General features: G+C 36.6%; 18 protein-coding genes. 2 read left to right on the top strand and 16 right to left on the bottom strand.

Translation table 11 applies throughout. From position 1 onward, the window contains the following. Positions 1-10 precede the first annotated feature (10 nt). From PFY09_RS13825 to PFY09_RS13750, 16 genes are all read right to left on the bottom strand, one after another. Complete coding sequence (locus tag PFY09_RS13825) at positions 11-202, bottom strand: hypothetical protein (protein ID WP_271160088.1); 192 nt, start codon at positions 200-202, stop codon at positions 11-13. A gap of 15 nt (positions 203-217) precedes the next feature. Beyond that, the gene (locus PFY09_RS13820) at positions 218-2560 is read right to left on the bottom strand and encodes a hypothetical protein (protein ID WP_271160087.1); all 2343 of its coding nucleotides are present in this window, start codon (positions 2558-2560) and stop codon (positions 218-220) included. Position 2561: 1 nt separating this feature from the next. After that, a complete protein-coding gene (locus PFY09_RS13815; protein ID WP_076391959.1) occupies positions 2562-3113 on the bottom strand; it encodes an LptE family protein in 552 nt (183 codons plus the stop codon). Next, positions 3103-3795: a hypothetical protein gene (locus PFY09_RS13810; protein WP_108409753.1), complete on the bottom strand. Its 693-nt coding sequence runs from the start codon at positions 3793-3795 to the stop codon at positions 3103-3105. Before PFY09_RS13810 ends, PFY09_RS13815 begins: the two co-directional genes overlap by 11 nt. A gap of 18 nt (positions 3796-3813) precedes the next feature. Next, entirely contained in the window at positions 3814-5106 is a 1293-nt protein-coding gene (locus tag PFY09_RS13805; RefSeq protein ID WP_076391343.1) for a sigma-54 interaction domain-containing protein, read from the bottom strand. A gap of 89 nt (positions 5107-5195) precedes the next feature. After that, entirely contained in the window at positions 5196-5627 is a 432-nt protein-coding gene (locus PFY09_RS13800) for a hypothetical protein (protein ID WP_271160086.1), read from the bottom strand. Continuing rightward, positions 5611-6669 carry a PDDEXK nuclease domain-containing protein gene (locus tag PFY09_RS13795; protein ID WP_271160085.1) on the bottom strand — a complete coding sequence of 353 codons (1059 nt, stop codon included), beginning with the start codon at positions 6667-6669 and terminating at the stop codon, positions 5611-5613. The genes PFY09_RS13800 and PFY09_RS13795 overlap by 17 nt, the downstream gene beginning before the upstream one ends. Positions 6670-6672: 3 nt before the next feature. Continuing rightward, a complete protein-coding gene (miaB, locus tag PFY09_RS13790) occupies positions 6673-8112 on the bottom strand; it encodes a tRNA (N6-isopentenyl adenosine(37)-C2)-methylthiotransferase MiaB (RefSeq protein WP_271160084.1) in 1440 nt (479 codons plus the stop codon). 127 nt (positions 8113-8239) lie between these two features. Next, positions 8240-8968: an energy transducer TonB gene (locus tag PFY09_RS13785; protein ID WP_271160083.1), complete on the bottom strand. Its 729-nt coding sequence runs from the start codon at positions 8966-8968 to the stop codon at positions 8240-8242. Next, the gene (locus tag PFY09_RS13780; protein WP_271160082.1) at positions 8961-9377 is read right to left on the bottom strand and encodes an energy transducer TonB; all 417 of its coding nucleotides are present in this window, start codon (positions 9375-9377) and stop codon (positions 8961-8963) included. The genes PFY09_RS13785 and PFY09_RS13780 overlap by 8 nt, the downstream gene beginning before the upstream one ends. Before the next feature lie 17 nt (positions 9378-9394). Next, a complete protein-coding gene (locus PFY09_RS13775; protein WP_271160081.1) occupies positions 9395-9883 on the bottom strand; it encodes a hypothetical protein in 489 nt (162 codons plus the stop codon). Positions 9884-9966: 83 nt separating this feature from the next. Continuing rightward, positions 9967-11700: a thiamine pyrophosphate-dependent enzyme gene (locus tag PFY09_RS13770; RefSeq protein WP_271160080.1), complete on the bottom strand. Its 1734-nt coding sequence runs from the start codon at positions 11698-11700 to the stop codon at positions 9967-9969. Positions 11701-11854: 154 nt separating this feature from the next. Further along, positions 11855-12286 (bottom strand): hypothetical protein, encoded by a 432-nt coding sequence (locus PFY09_RS13765; RefSeq protein ID WP_268052391.1) that lies wholly within the window; start codon positions 12284-12286, stop codon positions 11855-11857. 45 nt (positions 12287-12331) lie between these two features. After that, a complete protein-coding gene (lysA, locus tag PFY09_RS13760) occupies positions 12332-13531 on the bottom strand; it encodes a diaminopimelate decarboxylase (RefSeq protein WP_175608795.1) in 1200 nt (399 codons plus the stop codon). 255 nt (positions 13532-13786) lie between these two features. Further along, a complete protein-coding gene (locus tag PFY09_RS13755; protein WP_076391325.1) occupies positions 13787-15010 on the bottom strand; it encodes a 3'-5' exonuclease in 1224 nt (407 codons plus the stop codon). 116 nt (positions 15011-15126) lie between these two features. Continuing rightward, positions 15127-16659, bottom strand: coding sequence for a helicase HerA-like domain-containing protein (locus tag PFY09_RS13750; protein WP_271160079.1), 1533 nt, complete (start codon positions 16657-16659; stop codon positions 15127-15129). Positions 16660-16792: 133 nt separating this feature from the next. Between PFY09_RS13750 and PFY09_RS13745 the strand changes: the two genes are divergently transcribed. Further along, the gene (locus tag PFY09_RS13745; protein ID WP_271160078.1) at positions 16793-17845 is read left to right on the top strand and encodes a hypothetical protein; all 1053 of its coding nucleotides are present in this window, start codon (positions 16793-16795) and stop codon (positions 17843-17845) included. Positions 17846-17964: 119 nt separating this feature from the next. Continuing rightward, complete coding sequence (locus PFY09_RS13740) at positions 17965-19374, top strand: MBL fold metallo-hydrolase (protein WP_271160077.1); 1410 nt, start codon at positions 17965-17967, stop codon at positions 19372-19374. Positions 19375-19518 lie beyond the last annotated feature (144 nt).

Genomic DNA, 19518 nt, shown 5'->3' with positions numbered 1-19518 from the left:
GCTCTTTTATTTATTTTATTTTCCTGTTATAATTTCCAAGAAGAATTCCTAAAGGACCTATGACGGGAAAAAGGATTAACGACATATAAGACAGAATTCCAGATTTTGTTCTCAACAGAACAGCAATTGCCGCAATGTATAAGATGATGACCGCAACCGCACCAAAAAGGATATGAAAAGCGTTAACAGACAATAAGCTCATTGTTTCGTTTTTAGGTTATCCTTTGGTTCTGAAATCTTTAATTTCCTGAATTTTACCTTCGTAATATTTTTTCTTTTCAGGGGTTTTCTTGATCAGAATTTCAAATGCTTTTATGGCTTTGGTGTATAATTTCTGTTCAAAATAAAGATTTGCCAGTGTTTCTGTCATCAAATGCGAGATATCGTCTCCTTTTTCTTTTACAACAAAAGTACTTTCTTCTTTTAACTGACTGATTCTCGGATTGTTTTCGATAAAAGTCTCAATCACTTTTGTTTTCAGATCAGGTTTCTCCTCTTTAGGTTTTTCTTCCGTTCTGTCGATTTTCAGCCAGCTTTGCCATGTATTGATGAATCCCGGAACATTGCTGTCGAAGACATTCGGTTTGGCTGTTTTTGCAGGTTTTTCCACAGGAATTTCAACTGTTTTTTCTTCTTTGCTTTCCTGTTTGGGTTCTTCTGTCATTTTTTCTTTTTCTGGTTGAGGAATCGTCCATCCCGATCCGAAAAACGAAACGTTCATTACCGGAACTTCCTCTTTATTTTCTTCTGAATTCTCAGAAACATCTTCATCGGTATTTTGTCCAGTTGTTTCTTCTGAAATTTCAGAAACTATGCTTTCTTCGTCGGAATCCGACTCAGTTTCGGCTTCTGCTGTTTGCTTCTGCTCTGCAATCTCTGATTGAAGAATTTCTGCTGCTTCATCTGCTTTCTGCTCTTCAGTTTTAGGCTGAACAACTTCGGGAGATTTACTGATCAGAGAATCCGGAAGATTGGAATCAAAAGACATTGGTTTCCACGCAGACTGAACTTCCGCTTCTTCTTCTTTTGCCGGAACTTCTTCTTTTTCTTCACTGACTTCGGCTTTTGGTTCCTCTGTCTGTTCAGAACTGTTTTCTGCTACTGGATTTTCCGTTCTAATTTCTTCCTGAGTTTCCGTTTCAACAGGTTTTACTTCAAAACTTTGGGTTTCGGCAAAACTGATGTCGTGTCCGATATTTTCAGGCTCTTCTTCTTTTTTATGTTCTTCCGCAGACGCTTTTTCTTTCATCTGTTTCTCCACTTCCTCAATCAGACGGCGCATTTCGTCTTCATGTTTATTGAGGTTAAGCTGAGGAGCTTCCGTAATTTTTTCTTCTGTATTTGCCTGAATTTTCACTTCCGGAAGGAAAGATTCTGTTCCGTGGAAGCTTAGTTCAGCATCATTCTGAACAACCTTTTCTTCTTTCTCGGATGAAATTTCATCTTCATCAATAATGGTTTCAGGCGTAAATTCCGCGGACTCTTCTGATGAAATTATTTCTGAATTTTCAGACTCGCTGCTTTCATTTTTTGGTTCTTCAACAGATTCATTTGCAGAGACCTGTACTTCCGGAAGGAAAGCTTCTGTTTCATGGAAGCTTAATTCTGACAGGTCTTCAACTTCTTCTTTTTCAGTTTCAGCATTTAGATTTTCCTCTTCAACAATGGTTTCAGGGGTAAATTCTGAAATTTCTTCCTCCGGTTTTAGCTCTTCGCTTTCAGCTTCATCTGAAATTTGATCAGACTGCTCTTCTGTTGATTTATTTTCTTCTTCGTGAATCTGAATCTCGGATACAGTTTCCTCTTTAAAAGATTCCGACTCTGAATTATCTGAAGTTTCCTCTTGTTCAGCTTCAGAATTTACGTTTTCTTCTTCAACTGTAGTTTCAGGAATAAATTCCTCATTTTCTTTTACAGCCGGAATATTTTCAGTCGGCTTTTCTTCCGAAGCAGACTCTTCTTTTTTCTCAGCTTTCTGGGTTACGATAGAACCGGATTCCAGTGTAGATTCAAGATCAATTGTTTCAAAAGTATCATCTTCCAAGAAATTTTCTTCTCCTTCAAACAGAATTCTGTTTCGTTCTCCATTTACGTAAAGATGCTTAATTTCTTCTCTCGGAGCCGGAAGAATACGGGCTTCTTCAGGTTTGACAATTTCCGATACCGGTTCTTCAACAATTTCCGGTTGAGGTTCAATGATAGGATTTTCCTCTCTTTTAAGCGGAAAACCTCCCGCTTTTGCCTGATACAAAATCTTAAGCGGATTTTCTGAAGGAATATTTTTTTCCTTTACCTGTTCCTGTTTTATTTCAGGTTTTGGTTTCTGCTGAATTTTACCGTTAATCAGCTGATAAAGGATTTTTTTATCTGTGGTATAAGCGGCTGTTGTAGAAAGTACTTTCTGATAATTGTCTTTATCATACAGATGCACCCCATACAAATACAACGCTCTGATATTCTGAATATAGGGAAAAGAATTAATCTCTTCTTTCAGAAGATGGAGATCCTCTGACTGAATGTTTTTCGGGGTCTTTAATAATTCTAAAACTCTATGATTCATCTTACCAATTCGCTACAATATCGTTAAATATCTTGTTTATAATTCTGTCCGTTGCAATTTTCACCTGAGAAGATTCGATCTGAGACTGGGAAAGATTGCTGTTGAACACTGCTTCATCACTGTATGTTCGGTCGAAACTTAACTCCGGATGAAGTTTGTTCTCGTAATGAACTTTTACCGTGATGGTAAGTTTATTCTGGGATTCCTGCACCACTCCTCCTGTACTTTGGTTGGTAACCGTATTGGAACCAATAGTTGTGGGTGTAATGGAATAATCTGTAATCTCACCTTCTACCAGAATGTCCGGATTTTCCTTCGTCCCTTTCAAAGTGGTTCTCTGAAGGAATCTGTTCTGGATATCCGTAGAAAACTGCTGTGACAATGTAGGGTTTACCAAAGGAGCGTTGTTGGGAAATTCATTAATCTGAATTGTTTTTTCATCTTTAAGAGATGATCCCGTAAAACTGTAACACGAGTTCAGCACTGATAAGCACAGTACTAAAAGCCAAAATTTCGGCTGTCCTATTTTAATATTTTTAATTTTAAAATTCATTTTTAATTCCAATTTCCTGAATTTCATCATAAGTAACCTGTTTTAATGCGTCTTCGTAAGCGAAATAATGAGAGACATACAGAAATGGTGCTGTAAAAATTAAACCAATAAAACAAGCAATAACTCCCAACTGAGATAAAAATCCAATAGCCAGAGAGTATAAAAATATGGATACCAGATTTCCTTTGCTCATTGCAGAAGACATGTTCCAGGCCGTTTTAATATCTGTAACGTTAGCCAAAGATATTAAAGCGGGTATATAAAACGCTTTTAAACTTACTATTAAAATAATAATGAATAAAACAATTACATAAGGAATAAAGAAAAAAAGCACTCCAGAAGCATCTCCGTCGGTATTTGCTAAAATTGGCATTATGATAATCATCGGTATATAAAGCAGTAAAAATCCAGCGACAAAAATCAGTTGAAAGATCAAATAAGGCGTAAAATTATCAAAATTGAAAATATCTCCTGCGCTTACCTGTCTTCCGGCTCTTAAATCACGGCAATATTTATAAAAATTTCCCACTGCCAAAAGTCCGCATAAAGGAATGATTGACATGATCATTGCAAGGAAGAAAGCGCCCAACAAATTTCCAAAATTTGCTTTATAAAACTCGTATCCGTCGCTGATGTAATCTCCTAATTTGAAATTGACCGGTTTTGCATTAATTTTCACCATGATTTAATTTTTAGTTTATTATTCTTCTAAGTTATATTGTTTTATTTTTCTGTATAAAGTTCTTTGGGAAATTCCCAGTTCGTCTGCCGCTTTGTTTCTTCTTCCTTTATGCTTTTCCAATGCTTTGATAATCAAATCTTTTTCGTTATTCTGAAGGGATAAAGATTCGGGTCTGTTTTCTTCAATTTCAATATCTTCAATATCTTCGTAACTGTTGTCCGGCTCTGAAATAATTGTCGGATTCTGAACTACCGGATTATGATTATTATTGTTTTCAAAATACAGTAAAGAACCGGGAGCCACATTCTGCTGTGTTTCAGGAGTATAAATTCTGTTGATTAAATTTTTCTCGTGACTGCTCAGATCAGATGTTCCGCGATTTTTTATCAATTCCGAAGTTAAGGATTTTAAATCATTAATATCGTTTCTCATGTCAAATAGAATTTTGTACATGATTTCTCTTTCGCTTCCGAAATCGTTCTGTTTTGGTGTATTCGGTGTATTAACAACCATCGGAAGATGTGATTCCATGGGAATATATTCCGCCAGTTTTTCAACGGCTACGTGTCTGTTCCTTTCTACGACCGTCATTTGTTCCACTAAATTTCTTAACTGACGGATATTTCCGGGAAACGTATAATTTTCGATGTAATGTACTGCGCTTGGCTCAAGTTCCAGTTCCGGCATTCTGTATTTTTCAGCAAAATCGATGGCAAATTTTCTGAAAAGCAAATGAATATCCCCTTTTCTTTCACGCAAAGGCGGCATATCAATCTGCACTGTATTGAGACGATAATAAAGATCTTCACGGAATCTTCCGTCCTGAATTGCCTTCATCATGTTCACATTTGTTGCAGCGACAATTCTTACATTCGTTTTCTGAACCTGTGAAGAACCTACTTTCATAAATTCGCCGCTTTCCAAAACACGAAGTAAACGAACCTGCGTCTGTAAAGGAAGTTCTCCCACCTCATCTAAAAAGATCGTTCCGCCATCGGCAACTTCGAAATATCCTTTTCTGGTTGCTGTAGCTCCTGTAAATGCTCCTTTTTCGTGTCCGAACAGTTCGGAATCAATCGTTCCTTCGGGAATTGCTCCACAGTTAACGACAATATAAGGCTGATGTTTCCTTTTGGATTCTGAATGGATAATTTTCGGAATAAATTCTTTCCCCACTCCACTTTCTCCGATAACAAGGACTGAAATGTCGGTTGGTGCGACCTGTATGGCTTTTTCCAAAGCACGGTTTAAAGCCGGAAAGTTTCCGATGATTCCGAAACGGTTTTTTATATTTTGAAGCTCGTTGCTCATAAGTAAATTTTTAGATTATTGATTTGAATATGATTTACATTAATTAATTGTAAATCTGCTGTTTAGTTTAAAAATAATTGAGTTTAAATTTAACTTACAGCGTCCAAATAATCTTTATTTCTGACTTTTGAAACTCTGGTTTTAAAATATAAAATTTCAGCGAAGAGCGTTTCTCTGCTGTTCTTTTCAAAATTTTTCAGGAGCTGATCATGTTTTTCTTTTTCAGAAAAATCGGTTCCTGTTTTATGGTGATGAAAATTGTTCTTTTGTTTATGGAAGAAAATTTTACCGATAAGATCAATTGCAGGATGCTTTTGATTGATCGTTATATTCTGTACAGGATTTTCTTTTGTACAGGTTTCCTGTAAATCTTCACAACCCTGATTTAAAATCCGGTTATAAAGCTCATAAAGCTGTTTACAGTCTTCACTTTCGGCTGTTCCGTTGGAAATTTGAGCCGAAATATTGCTGCAGATTATTACCAACAATACACTTAGGCAATATTTATGAAATTTTTCCATTGTCTGAGTTTAAAATGTTAATAAAATCTTCTTTGCTTGGCAATATGGTAAAATATTTACTTGCAAAAATCTGTTCGTTATCTTCCGGTAAAGTATATCTTACCAAAGCTTCACTTTTATCCTGACAAAGAATAATGCCTATGGTTTTATTTTCACCTTCAAGACGTTTTTCTCTATCGTAATAGTTGACGTACATCTGCATTTGCCCGATATCCTGATGTTTGAGTTCGCCGATTTTTAAATCAATTAAGACAAAACATCTCAAAACTCTGTTGTAAAACACCAAATCTATACGGAATTGCTTTTCATCAAAGGTTATTCTGTCCTGTCTTGCAACAAAGGTAAATCCGGTTCCTAATTCCAGAAGAAAATGTTCAAGTTTATCAATTAATTCGGACTCTAATTCATTTTCAGAATAATGAGGTTTTTCAGATAAACCTAAAAACTCCAGAACATAAGGATCTTTGATGAGGTCTTTGGGCTTTTCTATAATCTGTCCTTTTTCAGCAAGCTCAAGAATTTCTTCTTTATTTTTGCTTAAAGATAGTCTTGCATATAAAGCAGAATCGTACTGTCTTTGTAATTCTCTTAGGCTCCAGTTGTTTTTATAACTTTCAATTTCGTAGAACTTCCTTTCATTTATATCATTAATTCTCATTAATTTCAGATAATGAGACCATGAAAGGTTGAATTTAACAGACTGTGTCTGTGAAATTAGATTATTTTGAGATTTCCGAGACAGTGTTTCGGAAATTTCTTGATTAGAATAGATCTGATAAAACTTCCTCATATTAGAAAGATTATCTTCAGAAAAGCCACGCCCAAATCTTTCTGTTAAATGTAATGACAAATCTTTAAGAACAGCCTTACCATATTCTGCTCTGTCTTCCCCATTCTGTTCATCTTCCACAATCATTCTTCCTATTTCGTAATAAGTAAGAACGATGGTTTGATTAACGGCAACAACAACTTTATTTCTGGCATTTTCCAATAACGCAGAAATATCATTTAAAAGTTGCTTTGTCGTTAAATCGTCAGACATAGTTTATTTTGAAACCGTTTCCCCTAAAAGTGTGCCCTGTGTATTGTCAAAAACAAAAACGTCCACAATGTCACCAATTTTCTGACCTTCCAGTTTATCGAAAACGCAAACTGCATTCTGGGAGTTTCTTCCTTTCCACTGGTTTTCGTTCTTTTTTGAAGTTCCTTCAATTAAAATCTGGTGAACTCTTCCTACATAAGATTTCATTCTTTTTCTGGACAGTTCTCCCTGTAAAGCAATGACTTCTGCCAAACGTCTCTGTTTAACGTCTGCCGGAATATTGTCCTCCATCTTTTTGTGAGCGGGAGTTCCCGGTCTTTCTGAGTAAGCGAACATATAACCGTAGTCGTATTCCACTTCTCTCATTAAGCTTAATGTATCCTGATGATCTTCTTCTGTTTCGTTGCAGAAACCGACGATCATATCCTGAGAAAAAGCAACTTCGGGAACTATTTCTTTTGCCTTTTTAATTAAATCTAAATATTCTTCGCGAGTGTGCTGTCTGTTCATGGCTTCCAGCATATTGTTGCTTCCGCTCTGAACCGGAAGGTGAACGTATTTACAGATGTTATCGTGTTTTGCCATCATTCTGAATACATCCAGACTCATATCCTGCGGATTGGAAGTAGAGAAACGAATTCTCATTTCAGGAACGGCTTTCGCAACCAAATCAAGCAATTGTGCAAAATTCACGGCTGTAGCTTTCTGCATTTCAGATGCTTTGGCGAAATCTTTTTTAGGACCGCCTCCATACCAAAGGTAAGAATCTACGTTTTGTCCTAATAAGGTAATTTCTTTATAACCGCTTTCCCAAAGGCTTTTGCACTCATCCAGAATAGAATGCGGATCACGGCTTCTTTCTCGCCCTCTCGTAAAAGGAACGACGCAAAACGTACACATATTATCGCAGCCTCTTGTAATCGTTACAAAAGCTGTAACCCCATTTCCGCCTAAACGAACCGGATTGATATCTGCATATGTTTCTTCTTTGGAAAGAATTACGTTGATGGCATCTCTTCCGTCTTCTGTATCTTTTAAAAGATTGGGTAAATCTCTATACGCATCGGGACCAACCACAAGATCCACCAACTGTTCTTCTTCTAAGAATTTGGTTTTCAGTCTTTCTGCCATACAGCCCAAAACGCCAACCGTCATGTTCGGTTTTTCTTTCTTCAGGTTTTTGAACTGAGAAAGACGCATTCTTACCGTTTGTTCTGCTTTTTCACGGATGGAACAGGTGTTTAAAAGAATTAAATCTGCTTCTTCCGCTTTTAAAGTGGTATTATATCCCTGTTCATTAAGTATGGATGCAACAATCTCAGAGTCAGAGAAATTCATCTGACAACCGTAGCTCTCCAAAAATAATTTCTTTGAGTTTTCTGCTTTTTCCGCAATAGCAAAAGCTTCTCCCTGTTTTGTTTCGTCTATATATTTTTCCTGCACGATAATCGAATTTTAGGTTTAAAATTTAACGTCTAAGGTTCTACACATACAGGTTTGAACTCAAAACATTAAATTCTGAACTTATTGAATTTGCAAAGATACAAAATATTGTGACAGAATGTCAGGATTATCTTTCATAGAAATTTGTGGAAAAAATTATGGGATAAACTATTTTCTCTTTTATCGGAATGTTGGAATATAAAGCTGGCTTCCAGACTTTTTTAAGCCGAGACAAAGTTCTCAGAAAATCGATATTAAATTTTGGATCATAAATCTCAGGATAGATTCTGGGATTTGTAATTTCTCCTTTTTGATTGATATAAAACTCCAGATTAACGTTGCCATTAATGTGATAGTCTGTGAACAAACTCATAAACTCATCATGAAAATCCTTTCTAAATCTCTCGTACCCTTTTGGATACTGTGCAGACAAAACATAATTATTCGCGTTATATCCTTCTTTATAATTTTCCATAACATCATTCGGATACAATATGAATTCTGCCAAAGCACCGAATTTTCCTCCTTTCACTTCCGCGGGTTTCCAGTGTTTCAGATTTTTCAGAAGTTCAAGCGACAGATCGTATGCACATCTGTTTTTTGCAATATTTGCAGTGTCGTTATCTTTCACCAGTTTCACAGCCGCATCTTTTGTTACCACAAATCTTGGCTGATAAATTTCCTGATCGTTGCATTTTTTAAAGTTAGCTACTGCTAAATAATCATGAGCTTCTTTATAAAAATTCACCATTCCGCCTTCATAAAATTCCTGATTTTTAGGGTATTCATCTAAAACCTGAGCATTCGATACAAAAAAGATGACGATTGCAGAAAAACTCAAAAACTTTTTAATCATGGTCATAAGTATTGGTACTGAAATTCACCTTCATAACAAATTTTGAATCGACCGGAACGCCGTTTTTCTTTGCGGGAGTCCATTTTCCTTTTACTTTTTTCGCCGCATATTTCATATCGTCGATAAACATTTCATTGTTTTTGAATTTCGGAAGAACATCGATCTGGCTGATTTTTCCTCTGGAATCAATATTAAACACAAAGGTAACTTTTCCCTGAATGGCATACAGAGCCATATCAATATAGGCATGAACCATATTCATGAATTCTTTCTGAAATGCCTGATCGCCTCCCGGAAATTCTGCTTTCTGGTAACTTTCCGCTGTCTGCTGAACCTGAGTTGTATTTTCCTGAGAAAAGCCTTTACCGCAAACAAACAATAAAGGTAAAATTAGAAGATATTTTTTCATGGTTATTAAAGGTTGTCTTATACATCTGTTGCAATGGAAGACAGATTCATTTTTATTTTGATCTGAGATGTTACAGGCTGTCCGTTGCAGCTTGCAGGAATCCAGTTTTTCTTGATTCTTCTTACGACATACTTCATATCATCAAAAAACACCTGACTGTTTGAAACTTTCGGGCTTCCTTCAATATTGGTGACTTTTCCGTTTTGGTCTACGGTAAGGGTAAATGTGAAATCACCATTCAGAACATAGAAATCTGTATTCAGGTAATCGTACATATATTTTCTCAGCATTTCTTTGTAAGCGGGAATTCCGCCTTCGAAACTTGCTGCCTTAAAATCGTTACAGTTTTTTACGGCTACCTGCAACAGAGGCTCTTTTATATCTATTTTGAGAATATTTTTATTGTTCTCGGTTATAAAATTATCGTCTCTTTCTTCTACATCATTAAATTGGGCAAAAGCAAAATTTGATGCAAAAAACGTAAGAAGTATTAGTATCGTTCTCATAGGATTTTTCATTAAAATTAAATTTACTTAAACAAAGATAATACTTAAACCAATGAGAGAAAAGCATTATCTGATGATGGATATTACAATAGATCTTTAATGTGTTTGTAATTGCTTTTCACAGTGTCGAGCGCTTCTTCCATTTTTCCTCCCAACATAAGCTGAGCCATGGATTTTGTCATTCCTAAAACCTGAGCGGCTTCAATTTTCGGTGGTAAAGCCAGTGCATTCGGATTGGTAAAAATATTTAAAAGATAAGGACCGTTATGATCAAGACATTCTTTAATGGCAGATTCCACATCTTCAGGTTTGTTTACATTTTTTCCGGGATATCCCATTGCATGAGCAATCATTGCAAAATCAGGATTAACCATATCCGTTTCATTATCCGGCATTCCTCCTACTTCCATTTCCAGTTTTACCATTCCTAAAGACCGGTTATTGAATACGATAATTTTCACCGGCAGTTTATACTGAAAAATCGTTGCCATATCTCCCAAAAGCATGGATAAGCCTCCATCGCCGCATAGAGCAATAACCTGTCTTTCAGGATACGCTAAAGACGCTCCAATTGCCATCGGCATAGCATTCGCCATCGAACCGTGATTGAAAGAACCCAACATTTTCCGTTCTCCGGTTCCTGTGATGTATCTTGCGCCCCAAACACAACACATTCCTGTATCTACGGTAAAAATTGCATCTTTTTTTGTCAGTTTATCCAAAGTATGGGTAACAAACTCCGGCTGAATCGCATTTTCGGTTCCCGGATCTTTCACGTAGGTTAGCTGATTTTCTATAACCTTTTCATAAAACTCAAGCTGCTGTTTAAGGAAATTACTGTCTGTTTTTTCTTTCAATAATGGTAAAAGTGCTTTGATGGTTTCTTTTACATCGCCCGTTAATCCCAGTTCCAGTTTTGCTCTTCTTCCCAATCGTTCAGGGGCTTCATCAATTTGTACAATTTTGTTTTTGACAGGCATAAATTTCTCGTAAGGAAAATCTGTCCCCAGAAGAATCAGAAGATCGGCTTCGTGCATGGCATGATAAGCAGAAGGAAGTCCCAGAAGTCCGGTTAATCCGACTTCATTGGGATTATTCGGCTGAATAGACATTTTTCCGCGGAAAGAATATCCCACCGGAGCTTTTAAATATTTTGAAAGTTCCACAACTTCCGGATTAGCATTTTCCGCACCGATTCCGCAATAGATCGTTACTTTTTTACTGTCGTTGATTAAATCTGCGAGTTCTTTTAACTCTTCATCTGAAGGACAAATAACAGGATTTGTTCTGAAAATTTTATTGGAAGTCACCGCTTCTTCCGCATCCAGTTCAGAAACGTCTCCCGGAAGACCGATTACGGCAACGCCTTTTTTGGAAATTGCATGCTGAATTGCCGTCTGTACCGTTCGCTGAACCTGTTCCGGTCTTGTAATCATTTGGTTGTAATGACTGCAATCGTCGAATAACTTAATGGTATTGGTTTCCTGAAAATAATCCATCCCCATTTCTTCACTTGGAATCGTGGAAGCAATAACCAGCATTGGAACATGAGAACGGTGTGCCTCATAAACCCCATTGATTAAATGAACGTGTCCCGGTCCGCAGCTTCCGGCGCAAACCGCAAAACCATCCAGTTCCGCTTCCGCAGCAGCTGCATAAGCTCCGGCTTCTTCGTGCCTTACGTGAATCCATTCAATACTGCTTTTTTTAACAGCTATATTTAAATGGTTTAAACTGTCGCCTGTAACGGCATAAATTCTTTTCACATTGGCGTTTTCGAGCATTTCTACAATTTGCTCTGCAATATTTTTAGCCATATTTTGATGTTTTAGTGTTGATGTTTCAGAAATATTTTGGAATGGACTGATAATGTAGAGATGTAAAGATTATGCCAAGAGTGTAAAATAAATATTAAAAAACAATAAAAAAAGCTCCGCATTTTGCGGAGCTTCCATATATCTTCGAGCCGGATTATTTTGTATTCTGATTCGCAAAAGAATCTCTTCCCTGAAACGCCAGTCTGCCGTCTGAAGGTTTCAAATCTCTTCCGAAACTTAATCCTACGGAAACATTTTTAGGTTGATTTACTGCAAAATGCTTTTTCATTCTGCCCAAATCTCTCTTCACTTCTCTTTCAAATCCTTTATCATAAAGCTCAGGTAAAAGTTTAACATCGGTAATATCTCCGTTTTCATTTACTTTAAAATTCAATGTAAAATCACCGTTTGCCTGAAATGCATTTGCTGTATATCTCAAATTATTAGTGAGATCATATTCAAATTTTTCCTGTCCGCCTTTGTAAACATTTTCTACCTGATTTTTAGCCGAAGAAACATTTACATAAGTCTGGGAAAATGAAAAGGCAAAAACCGTTACTGCCAAAACTGAAAATATTTTTTTCATAAATTATTACTATTTGTTCTATAAAGTTAAGGCTTTTTTCCCGATCTACAACACCTCGATCTGATTTTTCAGAAGGTCTTCAAACTCGTCTCTTTTTCTGATGAGATGTGCTTTTCCGTCTAAAAACAAAACTTCGGCAGGTTTTAATCTTGAATTAAAATTGGAACTCATCTCAAAACCGTAAGCTCCTGCATTGTGGAACGCCAGAATATCGCCTTCTCTTACTTCATTAAGCTTTCTGTCCCATGCAAAAGTATCTGTTTCGCAGATGTTTCCTACCACCGTATAAATTCTTTCGGCGCCTTTCGGGTTCGATAAGTTTTCGATCACATGATACGAATCGTAGAACATCGGACGAATCAGATGATTGAATCCTGAATTCACCCCGACAAAAACAGTTGCCGTTGTTTGTTTAATCACGTTGGCTTTCACCAGTAAATATCCGCTTTTTCCCACAAGGAATTTACCCGGTTCAAACCATAATTCGAATTTTTTCCCGGTTGATTTTGAAAATTCGGAGATTACTTTTTCCACTTTTTTCCCTAATGTTTTCACGTCGGTTTCTTCTTCTGTGTCCTGATAAGGAATTTTAAATCCGCTTCCCATATCCAGATATTTCAGATTCGGGAAATGTTCGGATAATTCTAGCATGATCTCCAAAGCCTGCAGGAAAACATCCGGATCTTTGATCTCGCTTCCGGTATGCATATGAAGACCTTCCACATTAAGGTTGGTAGATTTCATTACTCTTTCGATATGACGAACCTGATGGATGGAAATCCCAAATTTACTGTCGATGTGTCCTGTAGAAATTTTATAGTTTCCGCCGGCAAAAATATGCGGGTTGATTCTTACCAAAATCGGGTAAGAGTTTCCGTATTTATTCCCGAACTGCTCCAAAATAGAAATATTATCGATATTGATGTGCACCCCGAAAGTCATCGCTTCTTCGATCTCGGCAAGATCTACACAATTGGGTGTAAAAAGTATTTTTTCTTTCGTAAAGCCTGCTTTTAATCCTAGCTTTACTTCATTGATGGATACACAATCTAATGAAGCTCCCAGATTTTTCACATACTTCAGGATGTTGATATTGGTAAGCGCTTTTGCTGCGTAGAAAAACTTTGTGTGTTTTAGGAAAGAAGAGGTAAGTTTCTCGTATTGTGTTTTAATGGATTCGGCATCGTAAACATACACCGGGGTGCCAAACTCATTGGCAATCTTTAATAATTCTTTTGAATTCATAATTTCTTTTTAGCATAAAAAAGGCAGATTCTTCGAAAAAAGAGTCTGCCATTCATAATTATTTTTTATGCAATACAACTCTTTTATACATTCCAAACCTTAGAGAACTTTACAGTTCCCTTTTTACCGGTTTTATGTTGTTTAAAATTTAGCATTGCTTCTTTTAATTTTTTACAAAAATACTAATTCTTTTTTATTTTTAAAAACCTGATTTTAAAATGGTTTCTTATTAATCAGATAAATTTCATTTCTCTTCTATTTCGGCAAAGGCAGGGTTTCAAAATCTCCTCTCAGCAAAGCCAACTGCAGCTCATTTACAAGATCTGCAGATTGTGAAAGAAGATCAATCTTTAATTTATTTAGCTTGCCTAAAGTCTGAATCTGTGTGAAAAGCTCATAAAAACCGTAAGAAACCACTTTTCCGTTTTCGACAATCAAAAACAGTTTTTCTCCCAGTTTCCTGCCTTGTCCTAGCCAAAGTTCATTTCGTTTTCTGAATTCGATTTTCTTTTTAAAAACCTCTATATCATTATATTCTTCGAACTTTGCGATGAACTGTACTGCTTTCGATCCTTGCGTAAAAGACCTGAATTTCAAAATCGGTTTTTCCAGTTTATTCAGCTTATTTTTTTCCACTACGTATTTTCCGTTTCTGCAATACAGACCGAAAGGAAGGATTTCTCTTTTTTTGATTCCTTTTGAATTCAGAATCAGCTTGGCAATAATATCCGTTCCGGTAAGTTCGTAATTGATCTGTTCAACGTCTTTCTGAATGGTTTCCCACTTTTTAGATTTGGAATTAAAAACTTTTTTCGAAAATTTGTTAACATCCTGAACATGATCGGAAAAAATGATCTTTCCCGCTTCATTCTGAAAATACACAAAGCCTTTTTCATTCGGCAAATCCTGCGTTAATTCCTTGATTTTGTTGATGTAGGTTTTCGCATTGGTTTCATCATGCTGCTTCTGAATGATTTCGTTTTCTGTGTCTTTTGAAATCAGAAGTTTGAATAATTCCAGCGTTGCTCTTGCATCGCCTTCTGCTCTGTGATGATTGGTTAGAGGAATTCCTAAAGATTTCACCAATTTTCCGAGAGAATAACTTACCTCATCCGGAATCAGTTTTTTAGCTAAAGGAATTGTATCTAAAGTATTGATTTTAAACTCATAACCCAACCTCTGAAACGATTGACGAAGCATTCTGTAATCAAAATCTATGTTATGACCTACTAAAGTTGTATTTGCCGTAATTTCAACAATTCTTCGGGCTATTTCATGGAATTTCGGTGCAGTTTTAACCATTTTCGGGGTAATATTGGTTAATTTCTGCACAAAAGGGGTAATATCACTTTCGGGGTTTACCAATGAAATAAACTGGTCCACAATTTTCTGACCGTCATATCTGTAAACCGCAATATCGATAATGCATTCTTTCCTGTAACCTGCACCATTACTTTCTATGTCTATTATTGAATACATTTAAATTTTTTACAACTTCTTTTAGATTAACGATTCATTTCCTTTACTTCTGGAAACATAACTTATGCCAATACATCAATAGGAATAAGGCAATTCTGCTAAAATAATAAAAATATTTATCTTCGTCTTCCTCCCAGACCAAGCATTCCCAAGATTGCTTTTGCTCCTTCACGCATCAGTGTGCTGGTGAAGGTTCTTCCCGCCCTGCTCTGTAAAACCTGTTCAAAAATTCCGGGCTCTTCTTTTACCGGTTTTGTTTTCTGGTTAGAACTCTGCGTTGCTTCCCGTGCAGCCTGTTCCAATCTGCCCACTAAAATTTCATATGCAGATTCGTTATCCACTACTTTATCATATTTGGCAACCAGAGCTGATCTTTTTGTTAAATCTGAAATTTCAGCGTCATTCAGAACGTCCATTCTGGATTCTGGTGAAATTAAATAGGTATGAACCAGCGGTGTCGGAATTCCTTTTTCATCCAGAGCGGTAACAAAAGCTTCCCCGATTCCCAGATTCTGGATCAGCGTTGGAGCATCGTAAAATTCTGTAGTCGGATAGTTTTCTACTGCTTTGGAGATTTCCTTTTTATCTTTAGCGGTAAAGCCCCGCAATGCGTGCTGAATTTTTAAACCTAGCTGAGAAAGCACCGATTCGGGAACATCACCCGGAATTTGCGTGATAAAATAGATTCCGACTCCTTTTGAACGGATCAGTTTTACCATGGTTTCAATCTGTGAGACCAAAGCTTTTGAAGATTCATCAAAAATTAAATGCGCTTCGTCGATAAACAAAACCAGCTTCGGTTTTCCGCTGTCGCCTTCCTCCGGAAAGGTCATGTAAATTTCTGCAAAGAGGGAAAGCATAAATGTTGAAAACAACTGCGGCTTGCTTTGAATGTCTGCAACTCTCAGAATATTTACCACTCCTTTTCCGTCTCTTGTTTCCAGTAAATCGTGAACGTCAAAACTCAGTTCTCCAAAGAAACCGGAAGCTCCCTGCTGTTCCAATGCGACGATGGATCTTAAAATTGCGCCCAGAGAAGCAGAAGCTATCGAACCGTAATTAGAGGAAAGTTCAGCTTTTCCCTGTGGATTTTCTGTGACGTACTGAAGCACTTTTTTGAGGTCATTCAGATCAATTAAAGGAAGACCTTTATCATCACAATATTTAAATACAATCGACATGATGCTTTGTTGGGTATCATTCAACTGTAAGATTTTACTCAATAAAACCGGACCGAATTCTGTAACAGTGGCTCTCAGCTTAACGCCTCTTTCGCCGGAAATGGTCATTAATTCTACCGGAAAAGCCTGCGGATTGTACGGAAGTTTCGTTTTGGCATATCTTTCCTGAATGGCAGGATTTTCAGTTCCCGCTTCTGCGATCCCCGAAAAATCTCCTTTAATATCCAAAACCAGAGACGGAATTCCCTGATGCGAAAGCTGCTCTGCGAAAACCTGTAATGTTTTTGTTTTTCCGGTTCCCGTTGCTCCGGCAATTAATCCGTGGCGGTTGATGGTTTTTAACGGAATGGTAACATTAACTTCAGGAACGACTTCGCCATCCAGCATTCCTTTTCCTAATATAATATGATCTCCTTTGGGAGTGTATCTCGCATTTAATTCTTCAATGAATTGTGTTTTGTCTGCCATTTGCTCTTTTTTAACCTATAAATATAAAGTTTTTTGTAAAATATTCTTCAGTATGACTAATAATATCATCATGATCTTTTATCAATAATTTATAAATACTTTTGTTTGTGTTTAATTCTTAAAAAAACAAGCCATGATAAAATACATACAACTACTTTTCTTGTGCAGTATCACAATTGTTTTCTCACAGAAAAGACAACAGCCTTTAGAGCTGAAAGTAAAAGGAGATTACAAACACGAAGCAACCCAGACTCTGTTTCCTGAACTGTGGTCCGGATTTCAGCGCGAAAGTATTACTTCTTATGATGCAGCCGAAACTAATGTCGGAGTGAGTTATATTCAGAAAACTTCAAAAAAAAATAAAACTGTTCTCACAATTTATATTTATCCCAAAAAGTATATTGACAATCAGCTCCTGAGAGATGAATTTTACAATTACGATTATGCCTTAAACCAGAACTCCAATGATCATGTAGAAATAAAGCCTTTTTTCGGAACTCTTTCCAATGAAAATTTAAAAGTGGGATTTGTGTATGCTTTATTTAACAATGCAATGGGACAACAGGATTTTTTCAACGGTGTAAAATATGTTAATAAAAATTCTCTTCTTTCTATTTATGAATGCGGCGGCTGGACTTTCAAAACAAGGGTTTCCAGTGATGATATGACGAAAGATCAATTGAAAGACCTTAAAGACAAAGTTGAAAATTATTTCGGAATCCTTGATTTGGCTTCTATAAAAACTCTTCCCATTCATAAAGTTCCCGATATTATCTTATCGTCTTCCGTAAAAAGAGATTCTATGATGACGAAAGCAATAACTGAAGCGGCACAGGCTAAAATTGTATGGTTATCTAAAAATCTTGAGAAAAAAGAAATCTTAACAGGATTTCATGATATGAAAATAGACTCAGAAATCTATTCTATCGAAAAAATGCTTGAATTTTACAAAACTCATGAGAACGACTGGAAGATGAATCCGGATACAAAAAAGTATTTTGAAGAAATGACAAGAATTGCTGAAAACGGCAGACTGAAAGACCATATCTATGAAAAATATCACGGCTTGATCGATTATCCGGAAGGAGAAGCCAGAAAAGCAGATTATATTCAGTTTAAAATTGATAAAAAAATCTCTGAAGATACCAATGAGATTTTCTACAAAATTTTTTACAGATTGCAGTAATATGGAGACTATATAGATTTATTCTATCAGTATCCATTTTTTATTTTGGTGGTATTTAAAAAAATAAATCCGATTTTTGTATTTCAAATATAAAACATTAAAACGGTTACAATCACATAATGAAAGTCGAACAAATATACACGGGATGTCTGGCTCAGGGTGCGTACTACATCGTATCTGAGAATGAAGCAGCGATTATCGATCCACTAAGGGAAGTAAAACCTTATCTGGATCGGTTGGAAAAAGACGGTGTAACTTTAAAATATATTTTTGAAACGCATTTCCATGCAGACTTTGTCTCGGGACATTTGGATTTAAGCAAAAAAACAGGAGCGCCTATTGTTTACGGACCTACCGCTCAGCCTGAGTTTGAAGCCATTATTGCAGAAGACAGCCAGATTTTTGAAATCGGAAAAGTAAAAATAAAAGCTCTTCACACTCCCGGTCACACGATGGAAAGCACCACTTACCTTCTGATCGACGAAAAAGGAGTTGAAACAGCCATTTTTACAGGAGATACTTTATTTTTAGGGGATGTGGGAAGACCGGATCTTGCCCAGAAAGCAGGAAGTATTACTCAGGAAGATCTTGCAGGAATTTTATATGACAGCCTTCACACGAAAATTATGCCTTTGGATGACAGCATCACGGTTTATCCGGCTCATGGAGCGGGTTCTGCGTGTGGAAAAAATATGCAGAAGGAAACAGTTGATATTCTGGGAAATCAAAAAAGAACAAATTATGCTTTAAATCAGCCTGATAAAGAATCTTTTATCCGTGAAGTTTTAGACGGTTTAACGGCTCCACCGAAATATTTCGGGATGAATGTTGCCATGAACAAAGGCGGTTATGAAAGTCTTGATGCGGTAATGGATAAAGGTTTAACGGCAGTTTCCGTTGAAGACTTTGAAGCATTTGCAGAAGAAACAGGCGCGTTAATTTTAGATACCAGAAGTCCGGGAGAGTTTTATAAAGGATTTGTTCCGAATTCTGTAAATATCGGATTAAAAGGAGATTTTGCACCTTGGGTGGGAACTCTGATTGTGGATGTAAAGCACCCTCTGTTACTTATTGTAGATGAAGGCATGGAAGAAGAAGCCATCACAAGACTGAGCCGCGTTGGATTCGACAATGTTCTTGGCTATCTTAAAGGAGGTTTTGAAGCTTGGAAGAGCAGCGGAAAAGAAACAGATGAGGTAAAAAGAATTTCTTCTGCAGAATTTGCAGAACTTTATAATGAAAATTCAAAAGTAATTGACGTCCGTAAGATCTCGGAATATTCTGCAGAACATATCGATAATGCCTACAACAAACCTTTGGATGTAATCAGTGACTGGGTTCACACGATTGATGATTCTGAGCATTTTTTCCTTCATTGTGCAGGAGGCTACAGAAGCATGATTGCGGCAAGCATCCTTAACTCTAACGGAATCAGAAACTTTACTGAAATAGAAGGAGGTTTCGGCGCAATTAAGAAAACGGAAAAATTCCCGACTTCGGATTTTGTATGTCAGTCGAAAACAATGTAATATTAAGATTTTTAGAATTTTGCATTAAATATAAATGTCACAGCGCTTTAGTTTATTGACTGAAAAGCATTTAACAGCACAAAGTTTTCGGTAATCCCCGTTTTTTTAAGTCATTTTAAATGGTAAGCTTTTCGGGATCTTTAA

This window comes from Chryseobacterium gambrini (genome assembly GCF_027920505.1).
Lineage (GTDB): Bacteria > Bacteroidota > Bacteroidia > Flavobacteriales > Weeksellaceae > Chryseobacterium > Chryseobacterium gambrini.
This window is presented reverse-complemented; position numbering and strand designations above follow the sequence as displayed.